Raw genomic sequence first — 21,557 nt, 5'->3', positions numbered from 1 at the left:
GCCACCGAACAATGCTGTAATTTTAGTGTAGCACTGAAACTCTATCAATGAGCGATCGCTTTCTGCATTGAGTTCGCGGGAGAATGAAAAGCCTGTTTAGCTTGCGTAAGTCAGGCAAGTCTTTATGAGGACTCGTCAAAGCTCGATCGCGATTTGGAAGTTTTGATTGCAGCCGGCATCCTACGTCATTTATTTAAAATACTGACTGACAACGATGACATCGATTTGAAGCCTGTAACGCAATACCTCAAAGCAGTCTAATAATGTCTTGGGCGTAGCGCAATTGTTGCTTTTTTAAAGTGCGATCGCCCTTATTGTCCGAAAGTGCGATCGCCTTACAATGATGTCAAATATATTCAATCCTCCCGATCATTTCTTCAGGCGCATACACTTCATAAATTAAAATCAAACTACGGATAATCTCGCCCACAGAACGAGAATTAGGAGGACAATAGACAATCCCCGGATAATCTGTGGTATCGCTTGCCATAATTAAAAAATCGTCATCGTGAGTTACTATCACGCGCTGCTGTTCCCGAATAAATGCCAGGTGTGACTCATCGCTTTTAGTACGCAATCCTGCATCAACTGTTGTTGTAACATCTATCCCGTAACGACGCAAACCGCGCGCAATGTTAGAGTCAATATGTTCGTCTAAATGAAAACGAATTTGCTCACTCACCTCTAATTGCCCTCAATTTTTCTTGTAACGGAGATGGTGGACTATTGCGCTTTAATTCTTCCACAATAGCTCGACTTTCAGCCGTGCGACGATCAATTTCTTCTCGATGATCGTAATAGTAGGTCATTGCAGCATGAACTGAGGCAAGTGGTAAGTCATACTTGCCGGCGATTTCTTCTACAGAAATTCCCATTTTCAGATACATTTCGGCGATGTGTGCTACAGCAATTCGATGGCCCGCAATGCGTGGCTTACCACCAAGTACGCCAGGTGTAATTTCGATATGTTCTGTGATGACTGATTCCTTAGACATCTTAGTTAAAGGCTCTTAATCAGTAATGTTTAACCTCTTTCATATTAACACCAACAAATTCAGCGCGCTCGCCTTTTCCTCTTTCTCATCAATCGGTTCTGCGCTCGCCCCTCTCTTATCCCCAATCTCCAAGGGCGATCGCCATCCCTAAGTTAAAATATAACTTATCAGATTCAGAAAGGACAAGTTATGCCCGTAAACTGGAGAGAACATATCGTTAGTACCCCCGACGTACTGCGAGGTAAACCAAGAATCAAAGCCACTAGAATTCCCGTTAGTCTGATTTTAGGTTATTTAGCATCAAATAATACTGTCGAACAAATTATCGACGAGTTTCCCGATCTACTCAAAGAACAGATAGATGCTTGTCTTGATTATGCTCGCGATTTGTCAGATTTTGAAAAAGTGCGATCGCTCTTATTTAAAGAATGTTAATATCGAAGCCTGGATAGTGTGTACAGACTGCAAGGCGTTGAGTTTGAATGGGACACACACAAATTCCAGATTAACCTAGAAAAGCATGGCGTTAGCTTTGAAGAAGCCGCAGAAGTTTTCTTCGATCCATTCTATCAGGAGGGAGATGCAACGGCTAATGACGAACAGCGTAACTTTATCCTGGGTTACTCCCGCACTCAACGCCTATTACTGGTTGTTTATGTAGAACGCAGCTTGCGAATACGCATCATTTCTTCCCGTCCTGCTACCCGCACTGAAAGGAAATTATATGAACAATTCTGAAGAAGAAATAAAATTGCAATTGCGACCTCGTACAGCGGAAAGAGTCTCGCTAAACATTCCAATAGATACTTTAGCATCACTTCAGAAAATAGCGGCTAATCGAGATATGTCTGTAGAAGCATTGCTTAAGTTTTATATAGGGCAAGGCTTACGGGAAGACTTAGCTAAAGTCTTTTCAGAACGCTTGCTGGACAAAACTGCTCAAGTTTTGGCTAGACACCTGGAGTCAGCCGAAGAAATATCAACTATTATTCGAGAAATTCAAGCTGAAACTGCACGTTAAATGACAATAAGGTTCAGTTAAAACTATTTATTCCTCGGAGATCCCCCTAAATCCCCCTTAAGAAGGGGGACTTTGAATAAGTTCTTGTCCCACCCCCTACTCCCCTTCGTAGGGGCGGTGCTACCCCTACTCCCCGTGCCCGCCCTAGGCTAGGAGGGATCGAGCTTAACTGAACCGTATTGCGTTAAATGATGGCGCGATTTAAGTACCAAACTAAAAGGCGATCGCCCTTTCCTTCCAAAAGTGCGATCGCCCTTATCTAACTTCTCTTCTCCTCACATTACTAAGCAACTGCAAGTTCATATTGCAGAACTAAAATTTCATCAGCTTTCAACATAGCCATAGCATATTCACTTCCTTGACTATCAGCAAACTCCACTAAATACTGACATTCCTTTTCCGTATCATACACTTCAATAATAGTTCCCACAAGTCCAACTGGCAAACTAGAAATAGATGCGTATTCTGGTTCCACTAGCGCTAATCGCGTATTTGAAATCGGCTTGAGAATCGCAATAGAATCCAAAACTCTAAAGTGTTTGATCATAGTTTAACAAAAGCTGAAATCCAACAACGGTTAGAATTAGTTGAAGTAATTCCCCAGAAGTACCTTCTCAAGGTTTTTAGGGGCAGGTTTAGTTAGGATATACGCAATCGCAGCGAGTTTACCCATTTCACGCACCCGCCCCACGCTAGGATATAGGCCTTACTTAGGCCTTAAGTTCGCGCTGCTAAACTCAGAAGCCACAATCATCGACCCAATCCCCGCATCCGTAAATATTTCTTGCAGCAAAGCGTGAGGAATTCGACCGTCAATAATGTGAGCACCCTTCACACCCTGAGCCAAACTCCGCACACAACAATTAACTTTCGGAATCATCCCCCCAGACACGACTCCCGACTCAACCAACTGTCTCGCTTCTTGAATATCTAACTTAGCAATCAGACTATCCGGCTTGTGATAATCCTCCAAAATTCCCGCCGTATCAGTCATCAAAATCAACTTTTCTGCTCCCAAACCAGCCGCAATTTCCCCAGCCACTGTGTCAGCATTAATGTTGTAAGATTGACCTTTTTCATCCGCTGCCACGCTCGACACCACCGGAATATAGCCGCTGTTCACCAAAGACTCCAAAATCTGGATTTTCACGCCGCTGACTTCACCAACAAATCCAATTCCTTCCCGGCCATCTGGACGAGCTTGAATCAGATTGGCATCCTTGCCGCACAATCCCACTGCTTTGCCGCCAGCTTGGTTGATTAACGAAACAATTTCCTTATTTACTTTACCCACCAAAACCATTTCTACAACTTCCATCGTCGCCGCATCAGTCACTCTCAAACCATCCTTAAATTGCGGCTCAATTCCCAATTTTTCGAGCCAAATATTAATTTCCGGGCCGCCGCCGTGAACCACAACCGGACGCATCCCCACGCAAGCTAGCAGCACAATATCCCGAACCACCTTGTCTTTGAGATTGCTATCTTTCATCGCCGCACCGCCATATTTGACCACAATGGTGCGACCGGCAAAGTGTTGAATGTAAGGCAGTGCTTCGGACAGCACCTCTACTCGATTAGTGTCCGAATTCCTAACAAAATCGCTTTGTTTGAGCATGGGTAAATTACAGAAGAGTAAAAACTTAATTCTAAACTTTAATGGCTAAAGCACATATCAACAGCCACAAAAATCACTTTTTCCCTTGAATTTATCCACGGGCAGGCTCGATCGCCCTTATTGAACCCCATGCTCAAAAAAATCATAGGTTTTTTTTATAAAAACATTAAAATTTATGTATTATAACTTATAGATTTTTTGCTACAGTCAAGAAATGTATAACTCCCTAGATTTACTTAACGTTTTATGTTAACTGCAGTCGCCCAAGACTCCGAAAACCTTCAGTACAAGCTATCATCAGAGGCTGATCCCTCCCCCCGGATGACGGTATTTTGCGATTTAGACGGGCCCATAGTCGATGTGTCCGATCGCTACTATGCCACATATCAACAGGGATTGGCCGATACTCAAGCAGCTTATCTCGATCGGGGAATCAACCTCAACCTTCAAATCCTCAGCAAACAGCAGTTTTGGCAGATGAAGCAAAACCGAGTGCCCGATGCTGAAATAGCCAAAAGTTCCGGCTTGTCGGGAGAAGAAATTAACGCTTTTCTAGGATGCGTGAGTCGGATTGTCAATCAGCCAGACTTGTTGCACTTAGATCGCATCCAGCCGGGAGTGCAATGGGCGATCGGACTTCTGCACTCCCGCGGCGTGCGGCTGATTTTAGTCACCCTGCGGCCGAGAAATCAAGCCGTTCAACTGTTACAAAATTACGGTTTAGCCAGACTGTTTACCAGCATTCGCGGCAGTCAGATGGCGGATGCCGCCTATCACAACTATACAGCCTTAAAAACTGAATTGTTGGCTGAAGTTGCAGAAGAATTTGAGTCATCGCTGGGTTCGGCTTGGATGATCGGAGATACAGAAGCAGACATCCTCGCAGGAAAAGCATTAGGAATACCTACAATTGCCGTTACCTGCGGAATTCGCAGCCGCTATCAACTGCAAAAGCACCAGCCTAATTTCATTCTCAGCGACTTGATTATTGCCGTTCATCACTTATTAGGTTCTGGCCAACAAGTAATAGTAGAATGACAATATTCCCGCTCACAACAATTAAAGGTTTTGACAAAATCTTGACAGTTACAGGTAAAGTAATATATGATTCTCTCAAATGTGTTGATGCTCATCTACACACCTAGCCCAAACCTTGAAAACCCCATAATTCCGTTGAGGTGTGTAGATGCAATATGTAGTAAGCTTTTCAGGGTGCAAAATTGATATTTTTGAGACGAGAAACCTCGATAGCGTCCCTTGCCTGTGTCCCCTTGGGACGAGGGCGTAGCGGAACGTCATAGACCAATAAGACCGTCCGGCGTTGCTGATTAACGGTATGAACCAACTTTTTGCTTAAAGTTACAAAACCCACCCTACTTGGCTTGTGGCAATTCCGAACTCTTCAATTCATACCTGTATTAAGCAACGCCCACTTTTTAAGTAAGTACATACATTGTCTCTAAGTCAAATTTTGGCAACACAGCAAAAATGAAGGAAATATTCAACAGTCTTTTGTATCCATTTCAAATACCATTTCTGGCATCATCTCGAATTTATTGGTTGTATGTGCTTTCAAGTGTTTTACTGGCGACAATACTATATATATTTGGTTCAGCAAATCGGGACAAACAGAAAAATTTACTAGAATACCTTTTACCTAAAGAAGTTTATTTACATCCCTCATCTATTACTCAATACAAATATTTTTTTTGTATTTCCTTGTTCGAGATATTTTTCGTAGTGCCAACAACACTATTTGTAGCAAATGTTGCCGATATAACTTGCCAAATTTTGATCCAAATTACGGGCATCACCACACCTTTTGTCGTCACGATTCCCCAATTATGGCAGCATATCATATTCAGCATTTTTTTAGCATTATTAGGTGACTTTGCTAATTTTTTCTACCATTATCTGGCTCATAAAATTCCTATTTTGTGGGAATTCCATAAAGTACATCATTCAGCCGAAGTCATCACACCATTGACGGTATATCGCATTCATCCATTCGAGCTGTTTTTAGGTACAATAACGATTGTTACAATCACTAATTTCGGAGCGGGCATCTGGATGTACTTATTTGGGAACGCGATGAAAGAGCTATTAGTTTATGGAGTCAGCTTTGAGATTTTTATCTTTTATTTAGCAGGATATAACTTGCGTCATTCTCATATCTGGTTAGCTTATCCTCAGTGGCTCAGTCATATTTTCATCAGTCCAGCACAACACCAAATTCATCATAGTGTAGACCCCAAACATTATGATAAAAACTTTAGTTATATTTTCGCATTTTGGGACTTGATGTTTTGCAGTTTATACGTGCCAAGCAACTATGAAAAATTGAGCTTTGGTTTAGCCAATGGAGAATCAAATTTGTTTAATAGTGTCACCAATATATTTTTACAGCCTTTGAGAGCAATTAGGCAGGGAATCAGCAAAAAGTCAGTCTGATGTAAATGCCTTTTAACTCACTGTTGATATTTTCCCATCTGGCATTTACTTAATTGAGAACAGCTATAGGTGGTTAAGTATAATAGTAATGGATTCGCGCTACTAAAAAATAGTTATTGCCGTCATTTTATAGCAGTTAATATGAACAAAGAACCCTTAGATTCACGCCATCAGACCACTGTCTTTAATCAAGATTCACATCTAACAACAGAAATGAAATATTCTCAAAACAAGTGTATTCATCAGGTATTTGCAGACCAGGTAGAAAAAACACCTAATGCAGTAGCAGTCGTATTTAAAAACCAGCAATTGACCTACAGAGAATTGAATGCAAAAGCTAATCAATTGGCACATCACTTGCAAGTGATGGGGGTAAGATCAGAGGTATTGGTGGGTCTATGCGTAGAGCGCTCTATTGAAGTAATTATAGGAATTCTCGGTATCCTTAAAGCGGGTGGAGCTTACGTTCCTTTAGACCCTGCTTATCCCCAAGAACGTCTGGCATTTATGTTAGAGGATACTAACTTAAAAGTGGTTTTAACTAAGACAGAGTGGATAGAGATACTACCTGTTATTACCGCTTCAGTGATTTGTCTTGATGCAGACTGGCAGAAAATTGAGCAACAAAGCCAAGAGAATCCAGTGTGTGATGTGACACCAGAAAATCTCGCTTACTTAATATATACTTCTGGCTCTACTGGCAAGCCAAAAGGAGTACAAATGCCCCACGCCAGTGTTGGATATTATTTGCAAGCGATCGCTAAAATATTACCAGTTAATAGCAATGATGTTTATCTCCACACAGCTTCTTTCTCTTTTACTGCCTCAGTCAGACAATTATTCTTGCCTTTATCCCAAGGTGCTACAAGTATCATTGCCACCCGTGAACAAACTAGAACTCCCCTGAGCCTATTTGAATTAATCCAAACACAGGGTGTCACTATCTCTGATGGTGTACCTTCCGTGTGGCGTTATGGACTGATGGCTTTAGAAAGCTTAGATATAAAATATACTGAAGCATTAAGCGAATCAAAATTAAGATTAATAGTATTTGGTGGCGAATTACTACCCTATCAATTAATTAAAAAGTTACGCAACCTCTTTAAAACACCACCCCGCTTTTTTAATGTTTTAGGTCAAACAGAAACTATTGGACATGGTTTTTATCCCATTCCAGAGGACTGCAACCTGGAAGAGGGATATGTCCCAGTCGGTCATCCTCTGGAAAACATTCAGCAGGTTTATGTACTCAATTCCCATCTTGAACCAGTAAAAACTAATGAATCTGGTGAAGTATATGTTGCAGGTTCTACCTTAGCTCGTGGCTATCTTCACCGGACTCAAGCCAATGCAGAAAATTTTATCTCTAATCCCTTTAATCCACAACAGCGACTTTTTAAAACTGGTGATGTAGCTCGCTACTCAAGCGACGGTACTTTAGAAATTCTTGGTCGTATCGACCTGCAGGTAAATATCCGGGGGATGCGAGTTGAACTGGAAGAAATCGAATCAGTATTGAAATTTCATCCTAATATCCGGGAAGGTATAGTCACTGTAAGAGAAGATATCCCAGGAGACCAGCGCCTAGTAGCCTATATTGTAGCTAACAATCAAGCCTTTAATTGGGGAGAAATCCGCAGTTTTTTAGAGCAAAAACTACCAGATTATATGGTTCCTAATGCCTTTGTGCTGATGGAGAAACTGTCAGTATTACCCAACGGCAAATTAGACCGCAACAGTTTACCTGCACCAAATATATCTGCTGAGATTCGTAACTTTGTTGCACCCCGTACCCCAAAAGAACAAGTTATAGCTAACATTTGGGCGGAAGTTTTACGACTGCAAAAAGTAGGTATTTATGATAATTTTTTGGAATTGGGAGGACATTCCCTGCTTGCCAGTTTAGTTATATCTAGATTGCGCGAAGCCTTATCTGTGGAATTATCGGTCAGCGTTTTATTTGAATCGCTTACTGTAGCCAGTTTAAGCGAACATATTGAAGCTTCCTATTATCACAACCAGCAAAATCAAACCTTACCAATATTAGAGTCACTTGACCGTTCTGTTGAATTACCTTTATCTTTGATTCAGCAGCGATTTTGGTTTCTCGACCAAATGGAAGGGGCAAATGCTGCCTATAATATTGCCAGAGCGTTGCGTTTAGTTGGTCGGCTGAATTTAACAGCACTCCAACAAGGTATAGAGTCAATTATTCAACGCCATGAAACCCTGCGTACTTCCTTTGGCATGGTAGATGAAAAACCAGTGCAATTTATTGCTGCAACTCTACCATTTACTTTACCATTAGTGGACTTACAAGAATTACCAGAAGTTGAGCGACTGACTGAATTACAAAGATTAATTACCGCAGAATATACAAAACCTTTTGATTTAAGCACTGCACCTTTATTAAGAGTCAAACTCATTTGCATAGAGTCAGAGTCCCATGTGTTGCTGGTGACAATGCACCATATTATCTCTGATGCTTGGTCAGTGGGAATTTTCTTTAAAGAATTGTCTAATTTTTATACCGCTTCTCCCTTACCAGATTTGCCGATTCAATATGCAGATTACGCTTACTGGCAACGTCAGTGGCAGCAAAATGATATTATCACCACCCAGCTAAACTACTGGAAACAACAATTAGCAGATGCTCCACCTGTAATAAAACTACCAACAGACCGACCGCGTTCTGCTATCCAGACATTTCGTAGCAGCATCGAGAGGTTTAAGTTGGGTTATGACCTGACTAGCAAGCTGAAAACCCTAAGTCAGAAGTCAGGTGCTTCGCTATTTATGACTCTCCAAGCGGCTTTTGCGACGTTGCTTTATCGCTACACTGGTCAGGAAGATATTGTCATCGGCTCTCCTATTACTAACCGCAACCGTCCAGCCCTTGAGTCATTAATTGGTTTTTTTGTCAACACTCTGGTTTTACGCACCGGCTTAGAGAACAACCCCACATTTAGAGAACTTCTAGCTCAGGTGCGACAGGTTGCGCTCAATGCTTACTCTCACCAAGATGTACCTTTCGATCGACTGGTTGAATTTCTGCAACCACAACGTCTCCTCAGCCACAGTCCGCTATTCCAGGTGATGTTCGTATTGCAAAACTCCCCAGTGGAAAAACTGGAATTGCCCGGTTTGAGTGTAACGCAGATCGAATTAGACAGACCGACCGCAGGTGCGACTTTTGATTTAACCCTGTCGATGCAGGAAATAGACTCAGAACTCAGGGGGGCATTTGAATATAATGCCAACTTGTTTGATGCTGGCACCATTGCACGGATGGCAGAGCATTTTCAAACCTTGGTAGAGGCGATCGCTACCAATCCAGACGAGTGCGTGGGGCAATTACCATTACTAACAGCAGCAGAACAGCATGAATTACTAATTGAATGGAATCAGACCCAAACTAATTATCCTCATCAATGTATCCATCAATTATTTGAGGAGCAAGTAGAAAAAACGCCTAATGCGGTAGCGGTAGGATTCAAAAATCAACAACTCACCTATCGGGAGTTAAATCATCGAGCCAATCAACTGGCACATTATTTGCAAAAGCTGGGTGTGGGTGAAGAAACTTTGGTGGGAATTTGTTTAGAGCGATCGCCTAATACAATCGTAGCCATGCTAGGGATTCTCAAAGCTGGTGGTGCTTATTTACCTCTAGATCCCACCTATCCCAGCGAGCGCTTGGCGTTTATGCTCCAAGATGCACAAGCCTTTTTACTGTTGACAGAACAGCAGCTATGGGGACAACTGACCACTGTTGAGCAGATTTGTATAGATAGCGACTGGTCTGTAATTTGCCAAGAGAGCCAGCAGAACTTAAAGTGTAATACCACCGCCGATAATTTGGCTTATGTCATATACACATCAGGGTCAACAGGTCAACCTAAAGGTGTGATGGTTCCTCATCGCGGGGTGGTGCGATTAATACGAAATACGGACTATATAGATTTACAACCAAAAGATGTCATCGCCCAAGCTTCTAATACCTCCTTTGACGCTGCTACCTTTGAAATTTGGGGAGCATTACTCAATGGTGCAAAAGTAGCGATGTTGGAAAGAGAAACAGTCCTCTCACCGCGAGATTTTGCCAGCAGCTTACAAACTCAGGGAGTTACAACCCTATTTATCACTACGGCACTGTTTAACCAAATGATTCAAGAAGTGCCGTTAGCATTTGCATCCCTACGCTACTTATTATTTGGTGGTGAAGCTGTTGACACCCGGCGGGTGCGACAGTTGTTAGCAGCAGGTGCGCCCCAAAAGTTGTTACACGTTTACGGTCCTACCGAGAATACAACTTTTTCCACCTGGTATCATATCCAGCACATAGAACCAAAAGCAGAAACAGTTCCTATTGGTCGAGCGATCGCCAATACCCAAAGCTATATTCTCGATCGCTATTTGCAACCTGTACCTATTGGTGTATCAGGAGAACTTTACCTTGGTGGTGCAGGTTTAGCCAGAGGGTATTTCAATCGTCCAGACTTAACATCTGAGCGATTTATTGCTAACCCTTTTGTGGAAGATGAGCGACTTTATAAAACTGGAGACTTGGCACGCTTTTTACCAGATGGAAATGTTGAATTTCTGGGACGCATTGATCACCAAGTTAAAATTCGCGGGTTTCGCATTGAACCAGGAGAAATTGAAACGGCACTGAGCCAACATCCCCAAGTTCAGCAAGCGGTGGTAATTGTCCGGGAAGACGATCCAGGAAATAAATATTTAATGGCTTATATTGTGAGTGAAACAGAAACATTGACCAGTAGTAAATTGCGTCAGTTTCTGAAAGAACACCTGCCTGAATATATGATACCAGCGGCTTTTGTGACGCTCAAAGCCTTACCCCTGACTCCTAATGGTAAAGTGGATCGGCAAACTCTGCCAAAGCCAGAGACAACAAATTCAGAACTAGAAGCCGCTTTTGTCGCACCTCGTAATTGGCTTGAAGAACAATTAGCCGAAATCTGGTGTACAGTGTTACATCGTCAGCAGGTAGGCATCCATGATAACTTCTTTGAATTGGGGGGACACTCTCTCCTGATAACATCTGTAATATCTCGCATTCGAGAAAGTTTTGCGATCGAACTTCCTCTGCGCTCTCTATTTGAAGCACCTACTATAGCTGCACTTAGTCAAGTGATAACTGCTCATCAGCTTGAGGTACAGGAGCAGAGTGCAAGTGGTATGACATCGAACACCTTACCACCTCTTCTCCCTCAAGTACGAGATACATATATACCACTATCTTTTGCACAAGAGCCTATATTGTATTTACAACAATTAGCTCCTGAAAGTTTCGCCTACAACAGCTTTTTTGTTTTACGTTTCACTGGCTCCCTCTCTGCAAGCGTGTTGGAGTCTAGCTTCAATGAGATTATTCGCCGTCATGAAATATTACGTACTACCTTTACTGTGGTAGAAGGTCAACCCGTACAAATCATTACCCCGTCCCTAACCATACCGTTGAAGATCGTAGACTTACAAAACCTACCTCACAGAGAGCGAACATCTGAAGCCGAAAAACTTGCTGCTCTGGAATATCAGCACCATTTTAATCTAGCTGCGGGTCCTCTGATCAAAACAACCTTGCTGCGATTAGCTCAACAGGAGCATTGGTTGACACTAAATATGCACCATATCATCACTGATGGGTGGTCATTTGGACTCTTGTTGGAGGAGTTAGGAATACTCTATAAAGCTTTTGCCAACGGTTTACCTTCACCCCTACCCGAATTACCTGTTCAGTACGCAGATTTTACCCTCTGGCACAGGAAATACTTTAATGAAAAGGTAATAGAACAGCAACTTGTTTATTGGCTGCAAAAACTGACTAATCCTTCACTAGCATCTGATGTGGTGTCAAGCAATCAACCACAGCTTTGTAACAGTAGAAGCGCATCTATTTATTCTGTAGTTCTGCCAGCCAGTCTTGTGGCATCAATCGAAACCCTCAGCCGTTCTCAAGGAGTCACCATCTTTGTCATCATTCTGACTGCTCTGAAGATACTTTTGTTCAAGTACACTGGTAAAAATGACATTTTAGTCATGGCAACAGTTGGTAATCGTAGCACAGTAGAAACCGAAAAAATGCTCGGTTGCTTTATCAACGACGTAATTTTGCGATCGCATATCTCATCTGAGCAAACGGGACTTGCTCTTTTTGAGCAGGTGAAAGAAACTTTCACAGAAGCAATCAACAATAGAGAAATTTCTGATCGAAAAGTCATTAATGCTATCACTAGCAAACAACCACTTAACCTCTCAGCAGCCGTGACCATGCTACCCGCACAAAATTGGCATGACTGGATGTTAGATGTAGACTTTGTATCAATTAAGCGCGATCACCGCTTGTGGTCTCAGGAAAATGCTCTAGAAATTTATGTTTCTTCACCTTCTGTAAATAACCCAACCATTGAAATTAAAGTCTTGTACAGCACAGAGCTATTTACAAATGAAACCATTGAGTTTCTGTTTAGCAATTACCAGGAAATTCTAGAGAAGCTTGTCCAACATCCAACCAGCCCGGTTTCTGAATTTGCATAATTTGAGGGCAAACCTTTCTTTTATCCTCCGGTATCTATGATTCAAAGCATGAGTGTTTTTATCTTGATCTGGATTGGTCAGGTGCTATCTCTGGTTGGCTCTCGCATGACCAGTTTTGCTCTGAGTATTTGGATTTATCAGCATACTAACTCAAACACCCAGTTCACTCTCCTGATTCTATCAACGACCTTACCTGCGATTATTATCTCCCCCATTGCTGGAGTGTTTGTCGATCGCTGGAGTCGTCGCTGGATCATGATTATTAGTGACTTCTGCGCTGGTCTGTGTACCTTAACCATTGCCTGGTTATTTATGAATGGCAACCTAGAAGCCTGGAGTCTGTGCCTAATTAGTGCTATTAGCTCCGGCTTCAGTGCCTTTCAGTCCCTCGCCTATTCTTCAGCCACTACATTACTGGTGTCTAAAGAACAACTTGGTCGTGCTAGTTCGATGACGCAGATTAGGTTGGCTATTGCGGAAATTCTCTCGCCAGTGCTGGCAACTGCACTGCTGGCAACTGTCCAAATTCCGGGAGTTATTATCATTGATCTGACAACTTTGTGCTTTGCCCTGGTTTGTTTGCTACTGGTTAAGTTCCCTGAAGTTCAGACCAAAGAAGCTAATGAAGAAGTAGGGTTATTCTCTTCATTCTGGAAAGAAGTGTCTTTTGGATGGAATTATTTAATTGAGCGACCTGGACTGATTGGGTTAGTCATATTTATTGCTATCAGTAACTTCCTCATCGGTTTCGATGAAGCTCTAACTACACCTCTGGTACTTTCGTTCACTTCCGTTCAAAGTCTGGGGACAATCTCTTCTATTGCTAGCTCTGGGATGTTAGTCGGTAGTTTTATTATGAGTTTGTGGGGAGGACTACAGCGCCAGATAAATATCATATTTATCTCGATGCTTTTTTTTGGTTTATTCTATGTGTTAGCTGGCTTGCGTCCTAGTCCGATTCTGTTTACTATCTCTAATTTCTTTATATTTTTTATACTCCCAATCGTTAATGGTGCAATCCAAGTCATCTTCCAAAAGAAAGTTGCTCCAGAGGTACAGGGAAGGGTCTTTGCATTCCGTACCACGATGACTCAGGGTTTTCTGCCGCTTTCTTATCTGATATCAGGGCCACTAGCCGACCAAGTTTTTGAACCGTTGATGGCTGCTGATGGGTTGGGAGCAGCTAGCATTGGGCAAATTATTGGTGTTGGGCATGGTCGCGGTATTGGTTTGATGTATGTCATCATGGGTATATTTAGCATCTTTGTCACCTTCATTGCCTACTTTTATCCCCGTCTGCGTCTGCTGGAAGATGAGTTACCGGATATAAATCCTTTCTCGGATCAACTTGACTTTTCACAAGATATCGATGAATGCCTAAGCCAGAAAGTTACCCATCCTAACTCCCTATGATATGCAGGGTGGTTTCATACAGCATCTGACTAAGATTTATTACCTCTCTAGTTTCTCACATTTGGTTTGGGATTGCTATATTTTCGTTTCCATTTACAAGCAATCTCAAATCCTGCTACTAGCCTAGTTTTCTGACCCTCACTCCTTGAAAATATAACGAAGTTCCTGGTACTATTTGGGTAACAAACACCAGTATAAGGAGATGGCTCTTTTCTGCCAGATGAGGGCGATCGTCAAAAGATTGATACAGCCCCATTGAGTCCGCTCTATCGAAACTGATAGGGTTTGTCCCACAGAGCAATAAGTTGTTAACCAATAAGTGATTAAGGGAAACCAAAGAGCGTACGATCGTTAATTGAGGTATTTCCAAAAATCTCTGCAATTTGCGACGCCGACTTTCAGTTGTAATTGGATAGGGAAATAAGGAGTGCGAGCCGTTCTAATCTCACTTGTTTCTCGGATTGTATCAAAGAGAGCAAGATTGTGAGTAGAATAAATTGGGTCTGGGTCAGTTGTTTTTGTAAGTGGGTCTGATAAAATGTTGGTAACATATTTTTTGAGATAGGCTAGCGTGTAACAACACAGGCTGCCTATCTTTTTTTACCACAAATCAGCCCACCCTTTATCCACTCTTGGTTTCAGGCGGGTTGTCACCCCCCCAGGGCTTAGACACTACCTTGCTCGACTGCATCGCCAGACACTGTGCTATTCCAAATCAGAATAACTACTGAGACACTCAATTAGATTGTTACTACATTATCTGAAATTCTGGGATGTTCCGGTTCCTCAATAATTCATACCGCTATTCAGCAACGCCAACTTTACTTCTCGCATTCGTCAATCTCTCAACTCAAAAGACATCTTTAGCACCTCCGTAGAAGAGATTCTAAATACTCTGGAAGCCGACCGTGTACTGATATATCGCTTCCATCCCGATGGCAAGAGTGGAGAAATCACAGCACAAGCGATCGCATGATAGTTTATTTGTTGGAGAGGTCTAATGACTAATGACTAATGACTAATGACTAATGACTAAGATTTTTCTAAATTCCTGGTCATTTCCCACAAGCGATTGAGCGGAAAATAAATCACCGGAGCCCAAAGACTGCTAAGAATAGCAGAACACAAAGCCACTCGCTGGTGATAGCTCCAAATTTCCAGTAAAGCCCGATCGCCCATAGCAAAAAATTGCAGCCCCATCACCGTTTCCGCTACCACCGCCATCCCAAACACAATTAATGCGATCGGAATCGGATCTCTCTCAACAATATCTACCGGAATCGACCAGGTTTTCTGCAAAACAACTGTTAGGACTCCTACAACTACTAGACTCACAGCGTGGCTGGGATGAGGAGCCGTCATCGCATCTTGAAGAAACCCCAAAACCAAGCCCATGCTAGCAGCTCCCCAAACTGTACGTTTCCGCTTAATACTCCAAGCTACCAACCAAATTAACAGCCAGTTTGGTCCAATTCCCAGCAATTCCATTCCCGGCATCCGAGTGGGCAATATCAGTATGCACAGCATCACAGATAGAAATGTAACTGCGAAGTTGAGAAATTGGCGCGATCGCGAAGACATCCGAGATAAAGCTTTCATTGTTGCTGTGCTCCCTCAGATGCTGCTGAAGATTGACTCGGCGAATCCTTCGATTCGGCTTGCTTAGAGTGCGGGTAAACCACCGCCCACTCCAGAGCATTCATCGGTGCAGAGAACTCAACCACAGCTTCGGGAGCCGGAGTTTTATTCATATCCACCGAAACCACTTTTCCCACAGGCAAACCAGGAGGGAACAACTGACTGTAAGAAGAAGTTGAAACCACATCCCCAGGCTTGACATTGGGAACATTATCAAAAAACTCCATCACAGCCTGATTTCCGCCTTTCCCGCGCATAAAACCCATCTGGCGACTGCGGGTAATTCCCACACCCAATTGACTCGTAGCGTCGCTGACTAACAGCACCAAGCTAGTATTAGGAGTAACGCTGACAACTCTGCCTACCAAACCGCCGGGGCCCATCACAGTAAAATCTGTTTTGATGCCATCGTTACTGCCGCGCCCCAAGGTTACTTGCTGCCACCAGTGGCCCGCACTGCGGCCGACAATAGGAGCCACAATCCCTGCTGGTTTCTTAGCCGAAACGTAACCTAAAAGCTCTTTTAGCTTCTGATTTTGATTGTCTAATTCTAATAGTTGCGCTTGCAATTCTTGAGTGCGCGCCGAGATGAGTTCCTCTTGCGCTGATCCGTTGGCGTGAAACGGACGAGTCACCCAATTGTAAACTTCAAATACGGCAGCACCTTGTGTTTGTCGAACTCCCCAAGCGGCAGTTACAGCGAAACCTAGAAGAGCAATTTGCAGCCGCAGATCCCACCACTTTCGGAATGTATTTTTTAGCATAATTTCACTAATCTAAAATTGTTAAGTCAGGATTTTAGATTTGAGATTGCAGCCGTATTTATTTCTAAATCCACAATCCCAAATTTGTTAACTACATATTACGCGACGACTGCCCGCTGAAAACCCGTTCCAACTGTTTGTTTTCCAATACTCTACCAGTTCCCAAAACCACGCAGCACAGAGGATCGGCTGCCACGTGAGTGACAATTCCTGTTTCGTGACTGATCAGAGTATCTAAACCTTTCATCAGCGCGCCACCACCAGCCAGCATAATTCCCCTGTCAATAATATCTGCTGCTAATTCCGGCGGGGTGCGTTCCAAAGTACGCTTGACAGCTTCCACAATTACTGAAAGCGGTTCCGACATACTTTCGCGAATTTCTGGGCCTTTGATAGTAACAGTTCGCGGCAAACCCGACAGTAAGTGCAAGCCCCGCACTTCCATCATTACATCGTCATCCTCTGGAGTTGGATATGCAGAACCAACCTGAATCTTAATTTCTTCAGCAGTGCGTTCGCCGATGACCAAATTGTGAACTTTTTTCATGTATTGGACGATCGCCTCATTGAGTTCGTCGCCGGCTACCCGCACAGACTCACTGATCACCGTACCTTGCAAACTCAAAACCGCAACTTCCGTCGTACCTCCGCCTATATCTATAATCATATTGCCAGTCGCCTCAGCAACAGGCAGTCCAGCCCCGATCGCCGCAGCGATGGGTTCATCAATTAACCGTACTTCTCTAGCACCGGCCTGAGTCGCCGCCTCAATGACAGCACGCCTCTCGACTCCGGTGACACCGCTGGGGATGCCAATAATGATCCGCGGCGAAACTAAGCTTCGGCCTTCGTGAACCCTGCGGATAAAAGTCTTGAGCATCAGTTCCGCCGTATCGAAGTCTGCAATTACCCCGTCGCGAAGCGGGCGCAGTGCTATGACGTTCCCTGGCGTGCGGCCGAGCATTTTTTTTGCTTCTTCTCCAACAGCCAGCGGTATTTTTAAATCTTGGTCGATCGCCACTACAGAAGGTTCCTGCAGAACAATACCTTTGCCCGATACATAAACGAGCGTGTTAGCAGTACCGAGGTCGATACCCATATCTCTAGATAACGAAAATCGATTGAGAAGACCCACTGATTCGTACCCCCCCCAAAAACTAAAATACTATTGTGTGCAATAATGTTGTTACAAAAGTGTAACCGAGGTGGATTCTATTACGTTTTTCATCCTGAGTCTAGTCAGAAATGTACATTGTCGAGCTCAGGTTGAGCGCAGACTCGCCAATCATCCACTATCAATATGTTCTGCTAACTGGGTGTACAATCAGGATGAAGCCTCACAAGCGCTGTTCCAAGTTCAGTTTGGAGGCTAATGCCCGTGTGGACTGTTTAACTACATCACCGATCGACCACATTCCAAAAAAAGTTTATGAGTCTTAATGTTGTGCATTTAGTAGGCCGCGTCGGCGGCGACCCGGACGTAAAGTATTTTGAGTCGGGTACAGTTAAGTGCAGATTGACGCTGGCAGTCAACCGCACATCCAAGAGCAGCGATCAGCCAGACTGGTTCAATCTGGAACTCTGGGGCAAGGAGGCACAAATAGCTGCTGACTATATTCGCAAGGGTCGGTTGATTGGTGTCAAGGGTTCGTTGAAGTTCGACCGCTGGCAAGATCGCAACACTGGAACCAACCGATCGTCCCCTGTCATTAAAGTAGACCGATTTGAGCTATTGGATTCTAAACGGGATGCAGAATCGAATAGGTCGCAACACAACAGCGAATTCTAGCGTTTGGGGAATTTGGGAAGTAATATTTGTGAATTGGGTGGGTGCTCGTGACTTCAGAAAAGTTAGAAATTGTTCAAACTGAGTACCAAGCTGGGCAAGTAGCTTTTGAGAGTGGCCGGTATGCTCAAGCTGTGCAGAGTTTAGAAACAGCTACCGGTTTAGTCGATCGAAATTCCCGGTTGGGCGGTGAGGTGCAGATGTGGCTAGTGACAGCCTACGAAGCCTCTGGCAATACAGAAAAGGCGATCGAGCTTTGCCGCAAGCTCACCCGCCATCCCCGCCAAGAAACCCGCCAGCAAGCAAAGCGCTTGCTGTTCATTCTCGAAGCTCCCAAACTCACTATCCCTCCTGAATGGATGGTGAAAATCCCTGATTTGGCAGCTTTAGATGAAAATCAATCAATCAGTTTTCAATCCAATCCGAACGCTGATATCAAGTACGCTAAACCCAAGCCAGTCGTACCAGAGCCTGTAGATTTGAGTCAGGTTAATACGAAAGATAATAGGTTTATCTGGGTGGCGTTAATTGCGATCGGGCTAATTTTAGGCGGCTTATTTCTTAGTTATTAATCATTTTTGGAAGTGGATTCGCGAAAAAACCCGGTTTCTGTGGTCGGTTGGTAGCGATCGCTAGTTCTTGAGTATAGTGCGAGATGTGAGTTAACATAGGAGTTAAAAAGCTCCACATCCCGATCGTCCGCGATCGAGATAAGCTGTGGGTTCCATCTACAATCTACAATATACAATCCGATGACTTCACTCCCACCCAACCGCGCCAAAACACTCAAAGAAGCTTACCGCGCTTGCGATGTCAAGCCTCTAACGGGCGATGATATTGCCCGATATTATGTGGATTTGTCCGCAGTACGCAACACAGTGGCGATCGAGGATGTTAGCACGGATTTGGATCTTCAAGAACCGGGAGAATTTAACACAATTTTGTTTACCGGGCATCGGGGATGCGGCAAAAGTACAGAGTTAAAACGCATTCAGTCGCGGTGGGAAAATGACTATCGGGTGATTTACATAGAATTCGATCAGGAACTAGATGTTCTTGATGCAGAATATACCGATTTATATTTGCTGTTTATCAACAAAGTAGCTGATGATTTAACTAAATTACGATTGAAGTTTGACCCCAAACTTTTAGAGCGTTTTGAATCGTGGTTTAAAGAAGTCACTAAAGAAACAGAAGAAACTGTTCAATCTTCCGTTAGCGTCGAAACTGAAGCAAGTGTAGGAGCAGAAATTCCCTTTATTTATAAGTTGACAGCCAAATTGCTAGGTCAAATCAAAGGTTCTAGTCAACAAAAACAGGTGATTCGGGAAACTCTTCAGCGTAATTTGTCCCGCTTGCAAACAGATATTAATTTGTTGTTGAAAGATGCTTTTGAGAAGCTGAGACGAAAATATCCCGACCGCTATCAAAAAGGATTTTTGGTGATTGTTGACAACTTAGACCGGATTCCTCCCAATGTTGCCAATCATTTGTTTTTTGATTACGCTCCTCAACTCCAAGAACTAGACTGTACAATTATTTATACAGTGCCGATTTCGGTAATTTATTCCTATAAAAATGTCAGCAATTTGTTTGGTAATCCCAACATCGTGCCAATGGTGAATATTTATGAATTTAATCGCAGTGAGTGCGATTTAAATTACAATCAGCAAAGATTAGAGGGAGTTGCCAGTTTGATCGAAAAACGGGTTGATGTTAGTGCCGTATTTGACGATCGACAACAGTTGCTAGATTTGGCAAAAGCTAGTGGCGGTCATGTGCGACAATTGATGCAGACGACTAGATCGGCTTTTCGCACAGCCATTACTCGCAAACACAGTAAAGTTTTGGCAGAAGATGTCACTTACGCTTTGAAGCAACAGCAATTTGATTTTGAAAGGTCTACTCCTACAGCAGAATATTACACCATATTAGCGCAAGTTTGCCTCAAAAAAGATATTGATAAAGATGAAATCGGACAAACTTTATTATTCAATATTTCCGTTTTGGAATACAACGGCAATAGTCGGTGGAATTATGTCAACCCACTCGTAAAACAAAGTTATGCTTTCCAACAAGCCCTGGCATCAATTCAAGGAAATCCCTGAAATATACCAGCAAAGGATTGTTGAACTCAATCAAGAGTCTTTCGATCAATTGCTGACGTTTGTCGATATTGTTCCCGACGATGCCTTTGATTTGGGATTTATCGACTGTAATTTTGCCAGGGATAGAGATGCGATTATTCAGGCTTTAATTAGTCATCCCGATTGTCAAGAGATGCAGTTTGAGGTTTGGGATTTTCCCGATCCTGAGATGCGCTTTTTGATGGATGAAATTCTGAAGGTTTTGCCAACAGTCAAAGTTCAACCAGACAAAAAGTTGATTTTCATTGTGCGGGGATTGGAAAATGCGATCGGGATGACGGGGGAATATCCGCCGATGCTGGTAGATTTTAATTGGGTGCGAGATGCTTATCCGGTTAAAGTGCCGCATCCAATGATTTTTTGTTTGCCGGATTATGCGATTACGCGAGTCGCTAATTATGCGCCGGATTTCTGGGCCTGGAATTCGGGAACTTTTGTGTTCAAAACTCCTGTAAATACTAGAGATGATGCTATTTCTCAAACTCTGGATGCTAGCAAAAGGATTAGCAATTGTGAGTTGCCCGAAAAGCAGGAACGGATCGATTTATTAAAACGGTTATTGATTGAATATACTCCCTCGAATGGGCGCGAGGAAACTCCAGGGGATTTGAAAACTCGCATCAGGGTTTTGAATGAGTTGGGAGTTGCCTATCGCAGTCGTAGTGAATATAAAACTGCAAAATACTATCTGGAACAAGCGTTAGATTTGGCGAAAGATGATGAAGAGTTCATATCTTTAAAAGCAAATACTTTACACCAACTAGCAGGAATTTATGCCAATCAAGGGGAAGTAGCAAAGGCGATAGCATTTTCTGAACAATCTCTCGAACTTAAGGAAAAGATTGGCGATGTTCAAGGGAAAGCTGCTACTTTGGACTGTCTAGCAGGAATTTATGCCAATCAAGGGGAAGTAGCAAAGGCCATCGCATTTTATGAACAATCTCTGGAACTTGAGGAAAAGATTGGCGATATTCGAGGGAAAGCTGCTACTTTGCACAATCTAGCAATAATTTATGCAAATCTTGGGGAAGTAGCAAAGGCGATCGCATTTTATGAAGAATCTCTCGAACTTACGGGAAAGATTGGCGTAAGGATTCAGGTCAAAAAAACTTAAGTGGCGGCATCTGGTAAAATAAAGGAATGAAAAAGCCCACAGCCACCAG

18 protein-coding genes and 1 pseudogene are annotated in these 21,557 nt (G+C 43.1%); 12 read left to right on the top strand and 7 right to left on the bottom strand.

Annotated features, from left to right (window positions below):
* Positions 1-346: 346 nt before the first annotated feature.
* Positions 347-682 (bottom strand): DUF5615 family PIN-like protein, encoded by a 336-nt coding sequence (locus QUB35_RS25195; protein WP_193971742.1) that lies wholly within the window; start codon positions 680-682, stop codon positions 347-349.
* Entirely contained in the window at positions 675-995 is a 321-nt protein-coding gene (locus QUB35_RS25190) for a DUF433 domain-containing protein (protein WP_333106278.1), read from the bottom strand. Before QUB35_RS25190 ends, QUB35_RS25195 begins: the two co-directional genes overlap by 8 nt.
* Before the next feature lie 189 nt (positions 996-1,184).
* Here QUB35_RS25190 and QUB35_RS25185 point away from each other — a divergent pair, with 189 nt between their 5' ends.
* The 3 genes from QUB35_RS25185 to QUB35_RS25175 are packed head-to-tail and all read left to right on the top strand — an operon-like array spanning position 1,185 to position 2,016.
* Positions 1,185-1,430 carry a DUF433 domain-containing protein gene (locus tag QUB35_RS25185; protein WP_333144405.1) on the top strand — a complete coding sequence of 82 codons (246 nt, stop codon included), beginning with the start codon at positions 1,185-1,187 and terminating at the stop codon, positions 1,428-1,430.
* Positions 1,431-1,448: 18 nt separating this feature from the next.
* Positions 1,449-1,733, top strand: coding sequence for a BrnT family toxin (locus QUB35_RS25180; protein ID WP_333144404.1), 285 nt, complete (start codon positions 1,449-1,451; stop codon positions 1,731-1,733).
* Positions 1,720-2,016, top strand: a complete 297-nt coding sequence (locus QUB35_RS25175) for a hypothetical protein (RefSeq protein ID WP_333144403.1) — start codon at positions 1,720-1,722, stop codon at positions 2,014-2,016. Before QUB35_RS25180 ends, QUB35_RS25175 begins: the two co-directional genes overlap by 14 nt.
* Positions 2,017-2,299: 283 nt before the next feature.
* Here the strand turns inward: QUB35_RS25175 and QUB35_RS25170 are convergent, their stop codons facing one another.
* The gene (locus QUB35_RS25170; protein WP_333144402.1) at positions 2,300-2,563 is read right to left on the bottom strand and encodes a DUF4926 domain-containing protein; all 264 of its coding nucleotides are present in this window, start codon (positions 2,561-2,563) and stop codon (positions 2,300-2,302) included.
* 159 nt (positions 2,564-2,722) lie between these two features.
* Positions 2,723-3,634, bottom strand: coding sequence for an acetylglutamate kinase (argB, locus tag QUB35_RS25165; RefSeq protein WP_333144401.1), 912 nt, complete (start codon positions 3,632-3,634; stop codon positions 2,723-2,725).
* Positions 3,635-3,880: 246 nt separating this feature from the next.
* Between argB and QUB35_RS25160 the strand changes: the two genes are divergently transcribed.
* From QUB35_RS25160 to QUB35_RS25140, 5 genes and pseudogenes are all read left to right on the top strand, one after another.
* Positions 3,881-4,672 carry an HAD family hydrolase gene (locus QUB35_RS25160; RefSeq protein WP_333144400.1) on the top strand — a complete coding sequence of 264 codons (792 nt, stop codon included), beginning with the start codon at positions 3,881-3,883 and terminating at the stop codon, positions 4,670-4,672.
* 450 nt (positions 4,673-5,122) lie between these two features.
* Positions 5,123-6,085: a sterol desaturase family protein gene (locus tag QUB35_RS25155; RefSeq protein ID WP_333144399.1), complete on the top strand. Its 963-nt coding sequence runs from the start codon at positions 5,123-5,125 to the stop codon at positions 6,083-6,085.
* A 213-nt stretch (positions 6,086-6,298) separates the two neighbouring features.
* Complete coding sequence (locus QUB35_RS25150) at positions 6,299-12,646, top strand: amino acid adenylation domain-containing protein (RefSeq protein ID WP_333144398.1); 6,348 nt, start codon at positions 6,299-6,301, stop codon at positions 12,644-12,646.
* Positions 12,647-12,682: 36 nt separating this feature from the next.
* Positions 12,683-14,059, top strand: coding sequence for an MFS transporter (locus tag QUB35_RS25145; RefSeq protein ID WP_333144397.1), 1,377 nt, complete (start codon positions 12,683-12,685; stop codon positions 14,057-14,059).
* 664 nt (positions 14,060-14,723) lie between these two features.
* Positions 14,724-14,852: pseudogene (locus tag QUB35_RS25140) on the top strand (IS1 family transposase); the annotation flags it as partial.
* Between the two features lie 239 nt (positions 14,853-15,091).
* On the opposite strand, the gene mreD reads toward QUB35_RS25140, so the two are convergent.
* The 3 genes from mreD to QUB35_RS25125 all read right to left on the bottom strand — a co-directional run bounded on the left by mreD (position 15,092) and on the right by QUB35_RS25125 (position 17,560).
* Entirely contained in the window at positions 15,092-15,658 is a 567-nt protein-coding gene (gene mreD, locus QUB35_RS25135) for a rod shape-determining protein MreD (protein WP_333144396.1), read from the bottom strand.
* Complete coding sequence (gene mreC / locus QUB35_RS25130; RefSeq protein WP_333144395.1) at positions 15,655-16,461, bottom strand: rod shape-determining protein MreC; 807 nt, start codon at positions 16,459-16,461, stop codon at positions 15,655-15,657. Before mreC ends, mreD begins: the two co-directional genes overlap by 4 nt.
* Positions 16,462-16,552: 91 nt before the next feature.
* A complete protein-coding gene (locus tag QUB35_RS25125) occupies positions 16,553-17,560 on the bottom strand; it encodes a rod shape-determining protein (protein ID WP_006632285.1) in 1,008 nt (335 codons plus the stop codon).
* Positions 17,561-17,890: 330 nt separating this feature from the next.
* On the opposite strand from QUB35_RS25125, the gene QUB35_RS25120 reads away from it, so the two are divergent.
* The 4 genes from QUB35_RS25120 (at position 17,891) to QUB35_RS25105 (ending at position 21,508) form a co-directional block, all read left to right on the top strand.
* Complete coding sequence (locus tag QUB35_RS25120; protein ID WP_333144394.1) at positions 17,891-18,250, top strand: single-stranded DNA-binding protein; 360 nt, start codon at positions 17,891-17,893, stop codon at positions 18,248-18,250.
* Between the two features lie 47 nt (positions 18,251-18,297).
* Positions 18,298-18,819: a tetratricopeptide repeat protein gene (locus QUB35_RS25115; protein ID WP_333053443.1), complete on the top strand. Its 522-nt coding sequence runs from the start codon at positions 18,298-18,300 to the stop codon at positions 18,817-18,819.
* Positions 18,820-18,999: 180 nt separating this feature from the next.
* Entirely contained in the window at positions 19,000-20,355 is a 1,356-nt protein-coding gene (locus tag QUB35_RS25110) for a P-loop NTPase fold protein (protein WP_333144393.1), read from the top strand.
* A complete protein-coding gene (locus tag QUB35_RS25105; RefSeq protein WP_333144392.1) occupies positions 20,312-21,508 on the top strand; it encodes a tetratricopeptide repeat protein in 1,197 nt (398 codons plus the stop codon). The genes QUB35_RS25110 and QUB35_RS25105 overlap by 44 nt, the downstream gene beginning before the upstream one ends.
* Positions 21,509-21,557 lie beyond the last annotated feature (49 nt).

The sequence above is a fragment of the Microcoleus sp. B13-B6 genome, assembly GCF_036705405.1.
Lineage (GTDB): Bacteria > Cyanobacteriota > Cyanobacteriia > Cyanobacteriales > Microcoleaceae > Microcoleus.
This window is presented reverse-complemented; position numbering and strand designations above follow the sequence as displayed.